Annotated in this window: 11 protein-coding genes; 7 read left to right on the plus strand and 4 right to left on the minus strand. The window is 73.6% G+C overall.

The annotated features are described in order from the left end of the window. Positions 1-14: 14 nt before the first annotated feature. Positions 15-1,448, minus strand: a complete 1,434-nt coding sequence (locus WME75_RS30945; protein WP_437478710.1) for a DUF6986 family protein — start codon at positions 1,446-1,448, stop codon at positions 15-17. Between the two features lie 213 nt (positions 1,449-1,661). Here WME75_RS30945 and WME75_RS30950 point away from each other — a divergent pair, with 213 nt between their 5' ends. After that, on the plus strand, positions 1,662-3,941 hold the full coding sequence (locus tag WME75_RS30950) for an alkaline phosphatase D family protein (RefSeq protein WP_437478712.1): 2,280 nt from the start codon (positions 1,662-1,664) through the stop codon (positions 3,939-3,941). Positions 3,942-4,031: 90 nt separating this feature from the next. Here the strand turns inward: WME75_RS30950 and WME75_RS30955 are convergent, their stop codons facing one another. Together WME75_RS30955 and WME75_RS30960 are read right to left on the minus strand one after the other, a co-directional pair. After that, positions 4,032-5,294: a hypothetical protein gene (locus WME75_RS30955; RefSeq protein WP_437478715.1), complete on the minus strand. Its 1,263-nt coding sequence runs from the start codon at positions 5,292-5,294 to the stop codon at positions 4,032-4,034. Next, the gene (locus tag WME75_RS30960; protein ID WP_437478718.1) at positions 5,291-7,303 is read right to left on the minus strand and encodes a zinc ribbon domain-containing protein; all 2,013 of its coding nucleotides are present in this window, start codon (positions 7,301-7,303) and stop codon (positions 5,291-5,293) included. Before WME75_RS30960 ends, WME75_RS30955 begins: the two co-directional genes overlap by 4 nt. 182 nt (positions 7,304-7,485) lie before the next feature. On the opposite strand from WME75_RS30960, the gene hisF reads away from it, so the two are divergent. The 6 genes from hisF to WME75_RS30990 all read left to right on the plus strand — a co-directional run bounded on the left by hisF (position 7,486) and on the right by WME75_RS30990 (position 16,087). Beyond that, entirely contained in the window at positions 7,486-8,289 is an 804-nt protein-coding gene (gene hisF / locus WME75_RS30965) for an imidazole glycerol phosphate synthase subunit HisF (RefSeq protein ID WP_437478721.1), read from the plus strand. Beyond that, a complete protein-coding gene (locus WME75_RS30970) occupies positions 8,286-10,658 on the plus strand; it encodes a hypothetical protein (RefSeq protein ID WP_437478724.1) in 2,373 nt (790 codons plus the stop codon). The genes hisF and WME75_RS30970 overlap by 4 nt, the downstream gene beginning before the upstream one ends. A 33-nt stretch (positions 10,659-10,691) precedes the next feature. Beyond that, positions 10,692-11,075, plus strand: a complete 384-nt coding sequence (locus WME75_RS30975) for a TerB family tellurite resistance protein (protein ID WP_437478727.1) — start codon at positions 10,692-10,694, stop codon at positions 11,073-11,075. A gap of 383 nt (positions 11,076-11,458) precedes the next feature. After that, entirely contained in the window at positions 11,459-12,985 is a 1,527-nt protein-coding gene (locus WME75_RS30980) for a hypothetical protein (RefSeq protein WP_437478730.1), read from the plus strand. 140 nt (positions 12,986-13,125) lie between these two features. Then, entirely contained in the window at positions 13,126-14,577 is a 1,452-nt protein-coding gene (locus tag WME75_RS30985) for an imelysin family protein (protein ID WP_437478733.1), read from the plus strand. Continuing rightward, entirely contained in the window at positions 14,564-16,087 is a 1,524-nt protein-coding gene (locus WME75_RS30990; protein ID WP_437478735.1) for an HTTM domain-containing protein, read from the plus strand. The genes WME75_RS30985 and WME75_RS30990 overlap by 14 nt, the downstream gene beginning before the upstream one ends. Positions 16,088-16,105: 18 nt before the next feature. Here the strand turns inward: WME75_RS30990 and WME75_RS30995 are convergent, their stop codons facing one another. Continuing rightward, on the minus strand, positions 16,106-18,160 hold the full coding sequence (locus tag WME75_RS30995; RefSeq protein ID WP_437478737.1) for a TonB-dependent receptor family protein: 2,055 nt from the start codon (positions 18,158-18,160) through the stop codon (positions 16,106-16,108). Positions 18,161-18,292 lie beyond the last annotated feature (132 nt).

Here is an 18,292-nt window from a genome sequence, read left to right on the forward strand (position 1 = left end):
CCGATGCTCTCCTATCACACGCTCCGGCGCGCCACGATGGCATGGAAGGATCGGCCCCTGAGCTCGTCCGGCGTGAGGCCGGTCCTCTCCGCCGCCTCGACCTCCGTCATCGCGCCCGCGCTGATCGCGCGCAGGAAGAAGCGCAGGAGCCCCTGCCCCGTCGCGGCGTCGTCGAACACCGTCCCGACGACCGTCGCCTGGGCGGCCCGCTCGATGAAGCCCCGCAGCCGGGCAGAGGTCGCCTCGACGCCCTCCAGGAAGAAGGCGTAGGTGGCCGCGTAGCGCACCGGGAGCTCGGCCGGGTGCAGGTCCCAGCCCTGGTAGTAGCCGCTCCCGAGCGCGCGACGGACGTGCTCGTACTTCAGCCGCCATGCGCCCACGACGGCGCGGCGGTTGTCCTCCACCTGCTGCGGTGTGAGCGGCGCTCCGCCGGGCCGCGCGCGGTGCGGCGCGACGGGCAGGACGTTGCTCGCGCCGTCGGAGAGCCAGACCCCCGAGCCGGCCAGGGCACTCTGCATCACGTGTCGCGCGAAATCGCACGCCGGGTGGGCGAGGTGCTGGTGCGCGGCCGTGATCTCGCAGCTCGCCGTGTAATCGTAAGCACCGAAATGCGCCGCCGCGCACCGCCCGCGGGCCGCCTCGACCAGCCCGGGCAACGCGATCTCCCCGCGCGGGCCGAGGATCGACGCCGGCGTCTCGACCATCAGCTCGATCCGGATCGAGCCGGCGGGCAGGCGCAGGGCGCCCTCGAGCGCGTCGAGGGCGTCGGCCAGCGCGGAGACCTGCTCGGGCGCGACAACCTTCGGCAACGTCACCGCGAAGCCGGGCGGGAGCGCGCCGCCCGACGCGGCGACGAGCGAGGAGAGGAAGAGGTCGAGCGTCCGCAGGCTGCGCTCGGCGCATTCGTCGCCGAGCGACTTGATCCTGATCCCGAGGAACGGCGGCAGGCCGCCCGCGGCCATGCCGAGGGCGACCTCGCGCGCGGCGGCGGCGGCGTGCGCGTCCTCCTCGTGGCCTGGGCGCACGCCGTAGCCGTCCTCGAAGTCGATGCGCAGGTCCTCCACGGGCTCGCGGCGGAGCTTGTCGAGCACGCGCGCGTACACCGCGTGCGCGAGCCTCGCCGGCCCGGAGGCGCGCGCCGCCGCGCCGCCGCCGGCCTCGATCGCGGCCGAGAGCGCGAGGGCCTCGGCGTGCTCCTCCGGGAGCCCGTCGGCCCCCGGCAGGCCGATCGCCCGGGCAAAGGCGGCGAAGTCGGGGGCGTGCTCCTCGACGACGCGGAGCGCCACCGCCCCGAGCTTCCGGGCCGTGTCGGCCTTGAACAGGTGGGCGCCGCCGTAGACGGTATGGACCGGCTGGCGCGCGCCGGCGCGGCCCCGCTCGGGAGGCCCGCTGCGGAGGCGCGCGAGGGCGCCGCGCAGCGCTTCAGGGGAGAGGTGGGTCTGGAACATGACATGCTTTCAGCGGGTCGAGCCCGCACGAGAGGCCGCCTTACTCGGCACGTCAAGTAGCCCTCGCGCCCTTCGCGCGGAAGCGCCATGCTGCGGCCCGCGGCGCCCGAGCGAGCCCGAGGAGCGCGCGGGCGCGCGGCGCGAGGGCGGGCCCGGCGCCGCCGTTGCGCGCGCAGCGCCCGGGGTGTATCCGTCGTTGGAGGACTTCAATCGATGATGAGACGCCGAGACTTTCTTCGCGCCACCCTGGTGACCGCCGGCTCGGTGGTCGTGTCGACGGCCTGCACCGACGAAGAGGGCGGGCCCGGCGCCTGCGACGTACAAGAGGATGACGCGTCCTTTCCCCAGTCGGTGGCCTCCGGAGACCCGAAGCCCGACAGCGTCGTGCTGTGGACCCGGCTCGTCGACAGCGACCAGAAGACGGATCTCAGCCTGTCGCTCGTCGTCGCGCTCGACGAGGGGTTCACGCGGCTCGTGACGCTCAAGGCGACCTCCGGCAACGCGGCCACCGTGGGATCGAACAGCACGCGGTTCCCCGTGACCGCCCGGGCGGAGTTCGATCACTGCGTCAAGGTCAAGGTGAGCGGCCTGAGCGCCGGGACCACCTACTATTACCGCTTTTACTACACGACGGGAGACGGCTGTGTCAGCTCGCGCATCGGCCGGACGCGGACGGCGCCGGCGCCCGACGCGGACGTGCCTGTGCGCTTCGCCTTCGTGTCGAGTCAGGACTATGTCGGTCGCTACTACAACGCGTATGCGGCCCTGGCGAGACAGCAGCTCGATTTCATCGTCCACCTCGGGGACTACATCGTCGAGACGACCGGCGATCCGAGCTTCCAGGCCCCTTCGGAGGAGCGCAAGATCACCTTCTCGGACGTGAACGGCGCCATCGCCTTCGAGCCGGCGCAGGGCGCCCCGTACCACGCCGCCAAGTCGCTGAGCAACTACCGGGAGCTCTACAGGACGTACCGGTCCGACCGGGCGCTCCAGAGGGTGCACGAGCTGTTTCCCATGATCGCCGTCTGGGGCGATCACGAGTTCTCGGGCGACTGCCACGGCGCGACAGCGACCTATTTCAACGGCCGGCAGCCGGAGACGGACGAGGAGCGGCGCAAGGCGGCGAACCAGGCCTGGTTCGAGTACATGCCGGTCGATTACACGGCGGGCGACGATTTCCGCTACAACAAGACGGTCGAGTACCCTGAGGACATCACCATCTACCGGGACTTCACCTTCGGGAAGCACGTCCACCTCGTGATGACGGATCTCCGCACTTACCGCGCGGATCACCTGATCCCGGAGGAGGGCTTCCCGGGCAAGGTCTTCGCGACGGATAGCGCTATTGTGAGCGCGGGCGGAAGCGTGCCCGACGTAGCGGGCAAGTACATCGACATCGATGACTACGACGGCTACTACGCGAACGTGCTGAAGGAGGCCGCGCCCGTGTTCGGCTTCGATCCGAACCTCGGGTACACGCAGGACGAGCGGACCCGCTCCATCAGCGTCGCCTTCATCAATGCGATCGTGGAGAAGCTGAACGAGCAGGGGGCAGAGCCGCCGCTGCGCCTCATCGACAGCACCATGAGCGCCTTCTTGGATATTGGGCTCGCCTACGTCGACCTCGGAAAGTACGTCGATCTCGCGCTCGAGAAGCCCGACTACTACAGCGCGTTCGGGTCGCGCTACTTCGTGGTCAAGGACACCTTCGATGCGGCCTCGCTGATCGCGTTCAACTCGCCCACCGGGCGCCCCGCCGAGGCCATGGTCATGGGGGAGGCACAGCTGGCGTGGTTCAAGGACAAGATCAACGGGTCCAAGAGCACATGGAAGGTGTGGGGAAACGAGTACTGCCTTTCACAGCTCGCCATCGATATAACGATGTCCGCCACAGAGCCGCTCAACCGGCGCTTCTACCTGAGCTGCGACGGCTGGGACGGCTTCCGCGAGCAGCGGAACGCGCTGATCGGCGAGATCGCGGCCCGCAACGTGGTGGCGATCTCGGGCGATCCCCACGCCTTCCTCGCAGGGACGCCGGCCGTGGACAGCGCCGACGCCGACCCGCCGAAGATCGTGGAGTTCGCCGGCGCCGCGATCTCGTCGATGACGTACCAATCGCGGCTGCAGAAACAGGTGGCCAGCCATCCGCTGCTGAAGAACGTCAACGAGATGGCGAACATCGCCGAGCTCATCGAAGTCGACCCCTTCAATCCCAAAGAGGCGACGATCAATCCGTACCTCGCCTTCAGCAACACAAAGAGCAACGGATTCTGCATCGCCGAGGCGAACGCCGAGGAGTTCGTCGTGAGCATGCACATGCTCCCCGCCGACGCGCTCGCGAAACCCCTGTACGAGGAGGCCGACGCGGCGACGCTCGATGACCAGATCACGATCACGCGGTTCAGGACGGCCGCGGGCGAGTCGGAGCTGTACCTGGACGAGCAGGGCACCTGGAAGAAGTGGACCCCGAACACGGCGAGCCAGGACGGCTGACCCACGGCCGTCCCCGGAGCACCGCGCGGGCGCGCTGACCGCAGCCGCGCGCGGCAGGCAGCGGGGGGCGTAAGGGCCCGGGCGCGCGGCTCAGCGCGCCAGCATCACCACGGTGCCGTCACGGCAAGCGATCGCCATCCGCTCCTCGCCCGCAGGGACGACGGCGACCGGGGCAGCGCAGACACGCTCGGCGGCGATCGAGACGTTGCCGTCCGCCTCGACCACGCCGGCGCGGCCTCCCGCACGCACGAAGCCGACGCGGCCCGTGCGATCGATCACGACCGGCGGGCTCGGCTTCGCGTCCACCGGGCCCAGGAGGCCGGAGAGCCCGGCGGCGGGCGGGGCGGCGAGAGGCCGGTCGATGGCGACCCGGAGCGCCTCGTTGCCCGAGGCGTCGACCCCGAGGAGCAGGCCGACGGTCGAGAGGACCACGGCCACACCGCCGACGCCGACGGCGGGCGGCCCGTCGAGCACGCCGAAGGCGCCGCCGAGGCGGACCCCGGTGGTCCCGGTCGGCAGATCCAGCGCGACGAGGCGGCGGCCGTCGATGACCGCGAGCAGCGTGCGGGCGTCGGCGAGCGCGGCGCCGCGGCGGGGCAGGCCGCCGAAAGAGCCGAGCCGCCTGGGCGCGCTGGGCGGACGCCAGGTCAGCACCGCGCCCGACTCGGTGGTGACGAGCGTGCCGCCGGGGCCCGCGAGCAGGGCGCCGGTCGCGCGATCCGGGATCTCGGCGCGGGCGCGCACGCTCCCGTCCGCGGCGAGCTCGACGAGGGAGCGCCCCGCGGCGACGACGAGCCCGCCGTCGTCGAGCGCGAGCGGCGTCACGTCGGCGTCGCGCCCGCGGAGGCCAAGGGGGACCGCGAAGCGCACGCTCCCCGCAGGCGTGAGCCCGACGGCGAGGCCAGACGAGGTGATCAGCGCGAGGGTGCCGTCGCTCGTGATCGCGGCGGGCGCGAGCGGCGCGCTGTCGCCGATGCGCACGCGCCAGCGCTCCCGACCGTCGGCGCCGAGCTTGACGACCTCGGGGACGGTCAGCGTGAGGAGAAGGTCGCCGTCGGCGTCGACGAGCGGCGCCGCGTCGATGCCGCCGCGGAGCTGCCTCCGCCACGCCTCGCGCGCGGGGAAGGGCAGCCGCGCCGCGGAGCGGCCGGTGCGGCGCGCGTCGAGCCGGTCGCTCGGGGCGAAGCCGCGGGGCGCGCCGACCACGATCGTGTGCGGCCGGCTCGTGTCCACCGCGTCGGCGAAGGCGAGCGGCGCCGCGGCGAGGAGCAGGGCCGCGGCCGCGGCGAGGCCCGCCCTCCAGAGGCGACGCGGCCGGCGCGGCCGGCGCTCTGTCGCGCGCGCGACGCTCATCGGGCGCCCTTCAGGGTGAACTCGACCCACACCTCGGGGATCTCGGCGCCGCCCGGCGCGGCGAACGGGGGCGCGACGCTGCCGTAGGCGGTGAGGACGTCCCCGCGCTGGGCGGGGTTGTCGGCGCCGTGGACGAGCCGGACCTTGCACGCATCCGGCGAGCGCGCCGCGGCGCCGGGGCTCGCGCTCGCGGTGGTCGCGCCGGCCTCCTGGCAGCCGGAGGCGGGCGGCACCGAGAGCAGGATCAGCGTCGAGTACCCCTGCCGGCGCGCCTCGAGGACCTCGCCGGTCAGCGCGACCGGCTTGCCGATGTGGTCCTTCCCGCCCGCGGCGAGCTCGGCGTAGCCGATGGGACCGCGGCCGGCGAACTCCTTCGCGGCGGTGGCGAGCCGGTCGACCCGGCGCACCGCGATCTTCGCGATGCGCGGCGCCATGCCCTGCATCTTCGCGCGCACCTCGAACTGGGTCGCGCCCACGGACGAGACGTTCATCACGTGCGCGAAGGTGCCGTCGGGGCGGACGGCGATCGGGTGCGCGCCGGCGAAGAGCTGGGCCCCGCGGGCCGTGCGCCCGGCGAGCACGAAGCTCTCCTTGTCGATGACCACGCTCGGGCCGGGCGCCTCGATGCCGAGCGGGACGATGCCGACCGCGACGCTCACCATGCCCTGCTCGCGCGGGCCGTCGGGCGGCACGACGGTGTACGGCACCTGCCGGCTCAAGGTCTTCGTCTCGTCCGAGAGCCCGGTGACCGCCGTGGTGACGTCGATCGACTCGATGGCCCGGCCGCTCGTGAGCGCGACCTCCTTGCCGTCGAGGATCACCTGCGTGCCCTTGCTCGCCTCGACCACGACCTGGATCGAGGGGCGCTCCCCTTGCAGGGTGCCGAGGTCGGGGCGGATCCGGTAGGCGACGTGGATGGAGACGCCGACCGTCTCGTCGCGCCCCCTCCCGGGGCGGTCGATGGCGACCTTCATCCGGTTTTCGCCGACGGAGAGCGGGCTCGCGAGCGGGATCTGCGCGACGCGGGCGGCGATGGTCGCGCGGCCCTCGCCGGTGGAGACCGCCGTGCCGTCGGGGCAGCTGTCGCACCGGAGCTCGATGACCTCGCGGCCGCCGGCGTCGGCGCGGGCGCGCGCGGTCACCGGGGGCGCGCTCGGCCAGAGCAGCGCGAACAGGACGGCGCCGAGCGCGAGCACGCCGCCCGCGGCGACGACGACGACGGCCCGGCGGGACGTGCGCGCGCGCGGCGGCGCCGGCGCCAGCCGCTGCTTGAGGCGCTGCGGGCGCATGAGCTCCGGGTTCCGCAGCGCCGGGGCACGGAAGCGCATGGGGGCGATCGTCGCGCCGAGCTCGCCGGCCGGCTGGTAGCGCGCCTCGAGCTCGGGATCGGGCCCGGGCTCGGCCGCCGGAGCGCCGGGCGCGAGCGGCGCGATGCCGGGCCGGGCGACGCCGACCAGCGTGCGGGACGCGGCCGGCGGCGGCGCCGGACCGCGCGCCGCGGCGAGGCTCGGGGCGAGCGGCACGGTATGGTCGAGGAGCTGCGCGCCCGGCGGCGGGTACACCGGCGCGCCCGGCGGCGGGTACGCCGGCGCGCCCGGTGGCGGGTACACTGGCGCGCCCGGCGGCGCCGGCGCATCGAAGCGCGCGCCTGACGCGACTGCCCCCGGGGTCCCGACGGCAAGCGTGCCCCCGGACAGGCGCGGATCCGCCTGCACGGGCGCCTGGCCGAAGATCGCGGCGGGCATGCCGACGATCGTGCGCGAGGCGGCGCTCGGCGCGCCGGCCATGGGCGGCAGCGCGGCCTTGCCGTGACCCGCGCCGCCCGGATCGGCCGGGGCGGGCGGCGTCTGCCGGAGCAGGTCGGGGAGCGCGACGCCGACCATGGTGCGGGCCGCGGGCTTCAGGCCGTGATGGCCCGCCGCTCCGCCCGGCGGCATGAGCGCGGCGCCACAGTGCGGGCACGCGTTCGAGCCCTCGGAGATGGGTTTCCCGCAGTGCGGGCAATGCATGGGCGCCATGGTAGCGAGGAACCGCGGCGCGGTCAGGCTCCGGGCGTCCGGTCCCACGCGCGGCCCGGTCGCCGCGACAGAAACGCCGGCGAAAGCGCGGGAGGGCGCTCGCGCGTTTTCGCCGGCGAAAGCGCGCGGCGCAACAGTTGGCCCACGCGCGGCAGGTACGCTAACGCCCACGTATGCTCGCGAAGCGCATCATCCCGTGCCTCGACGTCAAGGACGGCCGCGTCGTGAAGGGCGTCCGCTTTGTGGGGCTGCGGGACGCCGGCGATCCCGTCGAGGCCGCCCGCCGTTACGACGCCGAGGGCGCGGACGAGATCACGTTCCTCGACATCACCGCGTCGCACGAGAAGCGCGGCATCATCCTGGACGTCGTCGCGCGCACGGCGGACGTGCTGTTCACCCCGCTGACGGTGGGCGGCGGCGTCAAGTCCGAGCAGGACATCGAGGCGCTCCTCCACGCCGGGGCCGACAAGGTGGCGATCAACACCGCGGCCGTGAACGATCCCGACCTCGTGCGCCGCGCCGCGGACCGGTGGGGCGCGCAGGCGATCGTGGTCGCGATCGACGCGCGCCGGATCGCGGATCCCTCGCGCGTGGCATGGACGGTGGTGACCCACGGCGGCCGGCGGGATACGGGGCGCGACGCGGTCGCGTGGGCCGAGGAGATCGCGCGCGCGGGCGCCGGCGAGCTGCTCGTCACGAGCATGGACCGCGACGGCACGCGGGACGGGTACGACCTCCTGCTGACGGCCGCCATCGCGCGGGCCGTGCCGGTCCCGGTGATCGCGTCGGGCGGCGTCGGGACGCTGGATCACCTGCGCGCCGGCCTCGTCGAGGGCGGCGCCGACGCCGCGCTCGCCGCGTCGATCTTCCACGACGGCGAGTACACGATCGGCGAGGCGAAGGCGTACCTCGAGGCGGCGGGGGTGCCGGTCAGGCCGGCGCGCGCGAGCGACGCGGCGGCGCGGGGGCTCTCGTGAGCGCCTGCGTCACGCTGGAGGAGGTGCTCGCGGCGGCGCACGCGCGGTGCGCCTCGCTGGTGCCCGAGACCTCGGGCTACCTCGCGCTGGCGGTCAGCGACGCGACGTCGCGCCTGCCCCTCCGGCTCGATCATCGCGCGGTGCTGCTCACGACCGAGGGCACCGTCACGCTGCGCTCGCGCGGCGAGGCGGTGGCGCCCACGGAGGCGGCGCGGCTGCTGCGCGATCTGCTCGCACGGCTGCTCGCCTCGTCCGCGGGCAGCATGCCGAGCCTCGCGGCGACGGCGCGCCCGCGCCCCGCGTCCGAGCACGACCCGGACGCGGTGGCGCGCGAGCTCGAGGCCGCGCTGATCCCGGTGAACCGCAACGCCGCCCGGCGCGCGCTGGCGCGGCTCGCCCGCGAGACGCTGCGCGCCAAGGAGGCCGGCCGGCTGAAGCGCGCGCGGGCGGAGGTCCAGGCGAGGCCCGCGGCGCAGGAAGCGAACGAGAGGGTGCAGCCGCCGCCCGCGCGATCGCAGCACGAGCCGCGCGCCGAGGCGGCGGTCGCGCCCCGTGACCAGGCCGCCGTGGCGCCGCGTGACCCAGCCGCGATGCGCGACGAGGCCGCGCCGCCGGCGCCGGCGATCGTGGAGCTCACCCTCAGCCCCGGGCCGATCGCGCCGGCGATCGTGGAGCTCACCCTCAGTCCCGGGCCGGTCGCGTGGGAGACCGCCGGGCCGCCGCTCCCGGCCTCTGCGGTGGCGGGCGAGGTCACCGGGACCGCGGCCGTCGCGCCGTCTCCCGAGCATGCCGCGCGCGCCGGCGAGCAGACCGGCGCGCCCGAGCCCCCTCCGCGCGCCGAGGCGCAGACCGGCGCGGTCGAGCCCCCCACGCACGCCGGCGCGCAAGCCGAGGCTTTCCCGGAGCCGACGCCCACCATCGTGCAGGCGGTGGTGGAGATCGAGACGGCCGGAGCGCCGGCCGGGGTCCCGGTGATCCCGGAGCTCATCGAGCCTGTGCGGTCGATCGCGCCCGTGGCGCTCATCGCGTCGCGCTCGCCGATCGCGCCGGCGGTGGCGGCCGTCGCGCCTGAAGAGACGCGCGCCGTGGCAGCCTCATCGCCCGTCGCCTGCGCCTCGGGGTACGGAGAGGCGCTCACGAGCCCCGAGGGGATCGAGGTGTTCCTCGTCGACTTCTCCCCTGCCCCCGCCGGCGTCGCGCCGCCTCCCCGGGAGCCCACGCCGACCGACTCGATCCTCGTCGAGCTCTCGCCGGATCCCGCCGGCGTCGTCCCGCTCTCGCCGGAGCCGACGCCTACCGTGTCCACGGCCGTATGGGCGGAGAGGATGGCGCCCGAGTGCGCCGCGGCCAACCGCCTGGCGGAGACGCCCGCCGGGGCGACCGAGGTTCCGGCGGAGGCCGTCGAGACTGCGCGCGCCCCCGCCATCCATTTCAAGGTCGAGGAGGCGGCAGCTCTCCAGGTCACCCCGGCCTACGGCGGCTGGCCGCTCGTCCGTCGGGAGCACCTCGGCGCCGTGCCCGCGGGTCCTCGAGCGCCCGTCGCGTCGCTCGAAGAAACGCCGGAAGCGCGACACACGCTGCCCTGGCCCCTTCCGGCGCAGCGCGGCGACGATGCTCCTGCCGCGGCGGCCCTGGCGGCACCGCCTGCGCCGGCCGAGTCCTCGCCGGCGGTGGAGGCGGATGCCCCGCTGTCGGCGCTCGACGCCGTGCCGCCCGCGGACGCAGCCCCGGCGGACCCGCCCGCGGACGCTGCGCCGGCAGACCCGCCCGCGGACGCTGCGCCGGCAGACCCGCCCGCGGACGCAGCCCCGGCGGAGGAGCCGTGCCCGGCGGGCCTCGGTCCCATCGACGCCATCGTGTGGAGCGCCTCGCGTCGATCCCGGAGCGCGCGCCCCCCGGCGGACGGCGCCGGAGCTTCCCGGGTCGACGACCTCGTCGCGCGCTTCGTGGCGCAGTCGGAGCACAGCACGCAGCGCCGCGCCGCGCGCAGCATGAAGGCGCTCGCAGGCCTCGACCTCACCCTCACGCCTCCCCCGGTCGCGGCCCTCCCCGCGAGCTCCGCGCTCGCCATCGCGGGCGTGCGCTCGCCCGTCCCCCGGGCGGGGCGTCCCGTTCTGTCCGAGCGTGCCGCGCCCGAAGCCGAGCCGGTCGCGCTGGACGAGGGCAGCAGGCCGCCTGCGCCCCTTGTGACCCGGCGCCGGAGAGGCCTGTCCCTGTGGCTCGCGCTCGTCGCGCTCGCCCTGCTCTTCGCCGGGCTCGCCGGGACGCTGCGGCCGGAGCTCTTCGCCTCGCTGGCCGGGCCGCTCGCGCGCGGCGCCCTCCACGTCGTGCCGCACGCGGAGGCGAGGACGCCGTCCCCTCACGATTGACGTTGCCCCGGAGGAGCGACGACACTCGTCGCCATGCAAGAGCAGAGCATGGCGATCGTGAAGTCGCTCGTGAGCGTGGCGTGGGCGGACGGCGAGTTCCACGACACAGAGCGCGAGATGGTGGAGGGGCTGATCGCGGCGTTCGAGGCGAGCGAGGACCAGGCCAAGGAGATCCGCGCCTACGCCGCCGAGCGAAGGACCCTGGACGACGTGCCCCTCGGCGAGCTCGGCGGCGACGACCGCCGCACGCTGCTCCAGCACGCGGTGCTGCTCACCTTCGTCGACGGCGAGCAGCACGACGCGGAGAAGCAGTACCTCACCGCGCTGAGCAAGAAGCTCGAGATCGCCGAGCTCGAGTCCGAGCAGATCATCCAGTCGGCCGAGGCCCGCGCCCGGCGCCTCCTCACCTTGCTCTGAAGCCCGACGCGAGCCCGAGCGGCACGACGTCGAGACCGCCGCGATCGAGGCGGACGGAAGACCAGCCAGCACGCATGCGCCGAGGATCGCCGTGGCACCGCTTCGATCCAGGCGATTCGCGCCTCGAGAACGGGCGTGGAGGCAACGCCGCGCTGCCCGTCCCGGCGAGATCCCCGGCAATCACCGGCCATCGACGCGATGGGTCCAGCGGAATCTCTTGACAGGGCGGTCATTCTGCACGTACATAGCCGCCTCAGCTAGCGACTTTCATTATCATCTTCATGAAAGGGTCGTCGATCATGCCTTCGAGGAGAACCTGGCCGTCCGCTCATCGGACCGTTCTCGCAACGTTCGGAATTTCCTGGTGCGTGCTGTTCGGCGGGGTGGCTGCATGCGGTGACGACACCGACGGCCAGGAGAATTCTGGAGGCGGCGGGGGCACAGGCGGCGCGACCTCGAGCAGCACCGGCGGGGGCGGTGCAGGCGAGGGCGGCGGCGCGGGCGGCGCGGGCGAAGGCGGCGGCGGCGCGGGCGGCACCGGCGGCGCGGGCGGCACCGGCGGCGCGGGCGGCACCGGCGGCGCGGGCGGCACCGGCGGCGGCACGGGCGGCGCGGGCGAAGGTGGCGGCACCGGTGAGGAGCCCTGGGCGGACGGCTTCGCAGGGGTCGTGGCGCTCGATGAGGCCGCCGACGACCGCTTCTGGGCCGTGGCGTTCGACGCCGAATCGAAGGTCTACGCCGCGGGACACGTGGCCGTGGAGGGCGACACCCACATGGTGGTGGCGCGCTTCAACACCGATGGCTCGCTCGACACCACCTTCGGCACGAACGGGATAGCGAAGGTCAACGTGGTCGCGGGCAGCACCGCAGAGACCGCGCGCGGCATCGTCCTGCAGTCGGACGGGAAGGTCGTGCTCGCAGGCAATGTCGAGCACGATCCGAGCGCCACGCCCCCCGACGCGGATATCGCGGTCGTACGGTTCAACACCGACGGCACGCTCGACACGACCTTCGGTACGGACGGCATCGCCATCCACGATCTCGGCGCCGGCGAGGGCAACACGGGCGACATGCTCTGGGGCGTCGACCGCGACATCGACGATCAGCTGGTCCTCTTCGCCTCCAAGAAGGCGGAAGGCCGCACCGATCGAGACCGCGCGATCGTGCGGCTCACCGCGGACGGCGATCTGGACACCACCTTTGCGACCGAGGGGGTTCACACGCTCGACATCGACGGGCTGAACCTGGGCGACAACCCGCGCAACGGGTTCGTGCAGCCCGACGGCAAGATCTTCTCTTCCGGCTACACGAGCGTGGGCGGCAGGAACCAGATCGTGCTGCTGCGGCTGAACGACGACGGGACCCCCGATACGACCTTCTCGTCGGACGGCGTCGTGAGGCTCGCGCCGTTCCCGGTCGGCATGGCCGAGGCCTACGGCGCGGCCCGCCAGTCGGACGGCAAGTACGTGACCACCGGATACGGGCGCGCCGAGGAGAGCGGCCCTGTGGATCTCGTGTCCTTCCGCGTCACGGCCACCGGCGGATTCGACGCCTCCTGGGGCGTGGGCGGCGGCTTCCTGCTCGACGTGGCCGGCGACAACGATCGCGGGCGCAACCTCCTCGCCTTGCCCGACGATCGCGTCGTGATGGTCGGGAGCGCCACCCCCGCCACGGGGAATGTCGATGCCATGATCGCCCTGCTCGATCGGAACGGCGCCCCGGACACCCGCTTCTCTCCGAGCGGACATCGGCTCTACAGCTTCGAGCGCTCCGATGACGCGCTCTACGGCGTCGCGGTGTCGCCGAACGGCGCCTGGATCGCGGCCGCCGGATACCGGTCCGACGGCAATGGGCCCGAGGATGACGACGCGACGCTGGTCCTGCTGCCGGTCCCGGCCCCGAGGGACTGACACGACCGATACGAGAGGCAGCGCGCTCCCCGCCTCGTGTTGACGGACGGGGGGCGACCGACGATCCTCCCGCGAAACGAGCCTGGTGCCGCCGCGACGCCGCGGGGCCCGGGCGAGTGGCCGTACCCCAGGAAGGCAGCATGAACAGCGTGAGGCCGAGAATGAACCGGGCCCGGAACGGGAGCGCAGCCCGCCGCCTCCCGACGGCGCTCCTGCTGTCGCTCGCCGGCGTCGCCACGGTCGTCGCGTGTCGTAAGCCTCCCCCGAACGAGGTGGTCTACACCGGCCAGAACGCGGACCCCGGCGGCGCGCAGCCATCGGGCAGCGGCGGGGCCGCGCCCGCGCCTTCGACCGGGAGCGGCGCCGTGAGCGCCACGACGGGGAGCGCCACGACGGGGAGCGCCACGACCGGCGCCTCCACGAGCGCCGCGACCGGCGGCGCGGGGGGCGGCGAGTCGGGCGTCGGTGACGTCTGCGCCCCGGTCCCCATCGCGGAAGGCCCCTTCACCAAAGCCAAGCTGCTCTCGGCGGCCGCCGACTGCGCGCTGAACCGCGCCTGCGAGTTCGAGGCGCAGGCGCGCGCGCTGAACGACAGCGCCTCGGCCCTCGCCAGCGCCCCGGGCGAGCCGAGCGCCTCCGCCGCGCGCGGCGCCTGGCTCGCCGCCATGACGGTCTGGCAGGAGGCAGAGATCTTCCGCTTCGGCCCCGCGGCGAGCTCCGCGCAGCCCGGAGGGCAGGATCTCCGGGACCAGATCTACGCCTGGCCCCTCGTGAACCGGTGCAAGATCGAGGAGCAGATCGTGAGCCGGGCCTACGCGCAGCCGGGCTTCTCCTCGTCGCTCATCAACGCCCGCGGCCTCGCGGCGTTCGAGTACCTCGTCTTCCACGGCGGCGGCGACAACGCCTGCTCGCAGTTCTCGACCATCAACGCGAACGGCACCTGGGCGGCGCTCGGCGCCGGAGAGCTCGCGCAGCGCAAGGCCGATTATGCCGCCGCGGTGGCCGCGGACGTGCTCACCCGCGCGGGCGCGCTCGCGCGCGTCTGGGCGCCCGAGGCGGGGAGCTTCCGGGAGAAGCTCACCCAGGCCGGCCACGGGAGCCCCGTCTTCGCGACCGAGCAGGACGCGCTCAACGCGGTGAGCGACGCGATGTTCTATATCGAGAAGGAGCTCAAGGACTGGAAGCTCGGGCGGCCGCTCGGCTTCACCGCGGACTGCGTGACGCCCACCTGCCCGGAAGCGCTGGAGTCCCGCTTTGCCCTGGTCTCGACGGCGCACCTCCGGGCGAACCTGAGGGGCTTCCGGCGCCTGTTTCAGGGCTGCGGCGAGGGCGGCGAGGGCGTCGGGTTCGACGACTGGCTGCGCGAGATCCGCTCGGGCGATCTCGCCGATCGCATGCTGGAGGCGCTCTCGGGAGCCCAGGCGGCCGTGGACGTGCTCGACCTGCCGATGGAGCAGGCGCTCGCGACCGATCGGACGAAGGTCGAGGGGGTCTACAACGCCGTGAAGGCCCTGACGGACCTGCTCAAGACCGAGTTCGTCAGCGCGCTGAACCTCGAGCTGCCCCAGTCGTCGGAAGGTGACAACGACTGAGCTCCCTGACCGCGCGCCCCCCCGCGGGCTCGCGGCGGCGTGGTCGCGCGCGGCCTGGGCGCTGGCTCGCCCGATCGACATCGCCTGGCTCGCCGCGTTCCGCGCCCTGTTCGGGCTCACGATGTGCGTGAGCATGGCGCGCTTCATCGCGTACGGCTGGATCGACGAGCTCTTCGTCAAGCCGAGCTTTCATTTCAAGTACTGGGGCTTCGCCTGGGTCGAGCCGCTGCCGCCGGCCGGGATGCACGCCCTGTTCTGGGCGCTCGCGGCGCTCGCCCTGGCGATCGCCCTCGGCCTCCTGTTCCGCGTCGCGGCGCCCTTGTTCGTCGTCGGCTTCACCTACCTGCAGGTCATCGACGTCACGACGTACCTCAACCACTATTACCTCGCGAGCCTGCTGGGCCTCCTGCTCGCGGTGTCGCCCGCGCACCGCGCCTGGTCCGTCGACGCGCGGTTCTCCCGGCGCCGCGAGCGCTCCGTCCCCGCCGCGTGGCTCACCTTGTTCCGCTTCCAGGTCGGCGTCGTTTACACGTTCGCGGGGCTCGCCAAGGCGCACGCCGACTGGCTCCTGCACGCGCAGCCGCTCAGGATATGGCTCGGCTCGCGCACCGACATGCCGGTCCTCGGCCCGCTCTTCACGGACCCGTGGGCCGCGCCGCTCATGAGCTGGGCGGGGTTCCTGTTCGACACAAGCATCGTCTGGCTGCTCCTCGTCCGGAGGGTCCGTCCCTTCGCCTACGTCGCGGTGATCCTGTTCCACGCCGTCACGCGCGCCCTGTTCCCGATCGGGATGTTCCCGGTGATCATGGTCCTGTCCGCGCTCGTGTTCTTTCCCCCGGCGTGGCCCAGGCGGCTCGTCGCCCGGGCGCGCGCGCTCCTCGGCCACGGCAGCGCCGGCGGCCACGGCAGCGCCGGCGGCCACGACAGCGCCGGCGGCCACGACAGCGCCGGCGGCCACGGCAGCGCCGGCGAGCGGCCCGCGCTCGCGGGCGACCTTGCCGCCTCGCCGGCGGCGCCCGCCTCGCGACGGCTGCGCGCGCTCGGGCTCGCGCTCGGCGCCGCGTATTGCGCGGTCCAGCTCGCGCTGCCGCTCCGCTTCCTGGCGTACGGCGGCAACGTGCGCTGGCACGAGCAGGGAATGCGCTTCTCCTGGCGCGTGATGGTCCGCGAGAAGAACGGGAGCGTCACCTTCATCGTCCGCAACACGCAGACCGGCCGTACGTGGCACGTGAGCCCGCGGGAGTACCTGACCCGCCAGCAGGAGCGCGAGATGGCGGGCCAGCCCGACCTCATCCTGCAGCTCTCTCGCCACATCCGGGAAGACTTCGAGCGCCGCGGCCGCGGGCCCGTGGAGGTGCGCGCCGACGCCCTCGTCTCGCTCAACGGCCGCCGCATCGCGCGCCTCATCGATCCCGGCGTCGACCTCGCCTCGGTCCGCGACGGCATCGGCCCGGCGTCTTACATCCTCCCCGGCCCGGAGGAGCCTCCGCCGCACCTCCGGCCGCTCTGATCGACGCCGGGCTCCGCGTCAGAACGACGCCTTGGCCCCGACCTGGATCCAGCGCGGCGCGTTCGGCCGGGCGCCGAACGGCCGGCGCGAGACGATGTACTCGGAGCCGAGGAGGTTCCGCGCGTTCGCGTAGAGCACGATCGGCCCGACGACACGCACCCTGGCGCTCGCGTCGATCAGGAGCTGCTCGTCGGTGGCGAGCGCCTGGGCCATGGGCTCGCCGCCGGCCTTCTCGCGCATCGCCGACACGTAGCTTGCGCCCACGACGACGCCGGCGCGCTCGTGCTCGACCCCGACCGACAGGCTCGCCTGGTGCCGCGGCACGTAGGGCATCTCGTCCCCCTTCGCCACCCGGCCGAAGATGGGGTCGTCCGAGGTGAAGCTCGCGAGAAACTCGGTCTGGGTGAGCGTGTAGGCCACGGTGATCGGCAGCTTCAGCTGGCCGAGCGGGATCTCGTGCTCGGCGTAGGCTTCGACGCCGTAGATCCTGGCCTCGCCCGCGTCGTACTGGCGGTCGAGATCCGCGTCGAGGCAGCCGCTCGAGAGCGTGCAGACGTCCGTGATGTTCGAGTAATCGTTGTAGTAGCCGATGAGCTCCGCGCGCAGCGGTCCGTCGGCGAAGCGCGCGCCGCCCTCGTAGTTCACGCTGAGCTCGGGCTGGACGTGCTCGTCGCTCCCCGGCGCCGGCGGGCTGAAGCCGCGGTAGACGCCGGCCAGGAGCCCGAGCGCCTCGGTGAGCGCGTAGTAGGCGCCGGCGCCGGGCAGGAGCGCCCGCGCGAGCCGCGTCTGCTCGCTCCCGGCCGCGCGATCCACGAGCGCGGAGCGCAGCATCTCGATCCGGACGCCGGGCGTCACCGTGAGCGATCTCCACGTGACCGCGTCGCTCGCATGGAGCGCGGCCGCCTCGGTCCACGCCTCGTTGAACTGGGTCACCACGGTCGGGCCGCCGTCCGGCACGAGCGTGCCCCCGAGCACGTGAAACCCGTTCTCGCTGTGGCGGCGCTCGACCCGATCGTAGTGCAGGCGCAGGCCGTACTCGAGGCGGTGCGAGACCGGCCCCGTGGTCGTGTTCCAGCGGACGCGGGTCTCCACGCCATGGGCGGCGAAGTCGCGCTCGTTGGGGCCGATGAGCAGCGCCTCTCCCGGCGTCGAGCTGTCGAGCTGCCCGGTGAGCACGGCGTAGTACACCGCGTTCTGCGGCGTGTCGGGGGCGGCGAGCACGTCGAACAGGTTGGCCCCGCGGAAGCCGTTCACCTTGCGCCACGCGCGCGAGAAGTCGTTCCGGTAGACGGTCGTCGTCACCGACACGTCCGGGGACGGCTCGATCACGTGCGTCAGGGCGACCGCGGTGCGGTGGTTGCGCATCCGGTCGAGCGCGCTCGCGCCGTAGCGGCGGAGCGGGTTTTCCTCGAAGTCCTCGTCCGTGATGCCGAGGTACGTCTCGTTCGAGAGCTCTTCCGAGTACGTGAGCTTGAGGCGGAGCTCGTTCTTGATGCGCGCGGTCGGGTCGACGACGTAGCTGCCCTTGAGCATCACCTCGTTGCGGTAGAACCCGGTGTCCTCGCCGCCCGGGAGCTCCTTGAACCCGTCGCTCCGGAGGTGCACGCCCTCGACGAGGAAGTCCATCTGACCGTCGCTCGACCCGAGATAGCCGTGCGCCTTGCCGTAGCCGTACTCGCCGAGGGCGAGGTCGAGCGCGCCCGAGGCGAGCGACGGGGCGGAGCGGGTGATGAGGTCCACCGTGCCGCCCACGGTCTGCGGGCCATAGGCGATGGCGCCGGGCCCCTTGATCACCCGCACGTTCGACATGCGCGTGATCAGGGGAAAGTAATAGGCCGCTGGCGCGGAGTACGGCGCAGGCGAGATGGGGACGCCGTCCTCCATGAGCGTCACCTTCTTGCTGCGATCGGGGTTGACGCCGCGCACACCGATGTTCGGCCGCAGGCCCAGCCCGTCTTCGCCCCTCACGTACACGCCTGGGACGCTGATCAGCACCGCGTGCGGGTCGTCGTGCTCGAAGCGCTCTAGCTGGCGGCTCTTGATCACGTGGGCCGAGCCCGCGGTCCTCGTCACGCGCGTTCCCGCGACCGTGACCTCCACCGGCGCTTCGTCGCGAGAGGCCGCCTGCTCCGGCGCAGCAGCGCCCTGGGCCTCCGTCGGCGCTCCGGCATCCGGAGGGGAACCCGAAGCGGATGGGTCCCCTGT

Origin of the sequence: Sorangium sp. So ce1014 (assembly GCF_051521505.1) — a bacterium.
Lineage (GTDB): Bacteria > Myxococcota_A > Polyangia > Polyangiales > Polyangiaceae > Sorangium.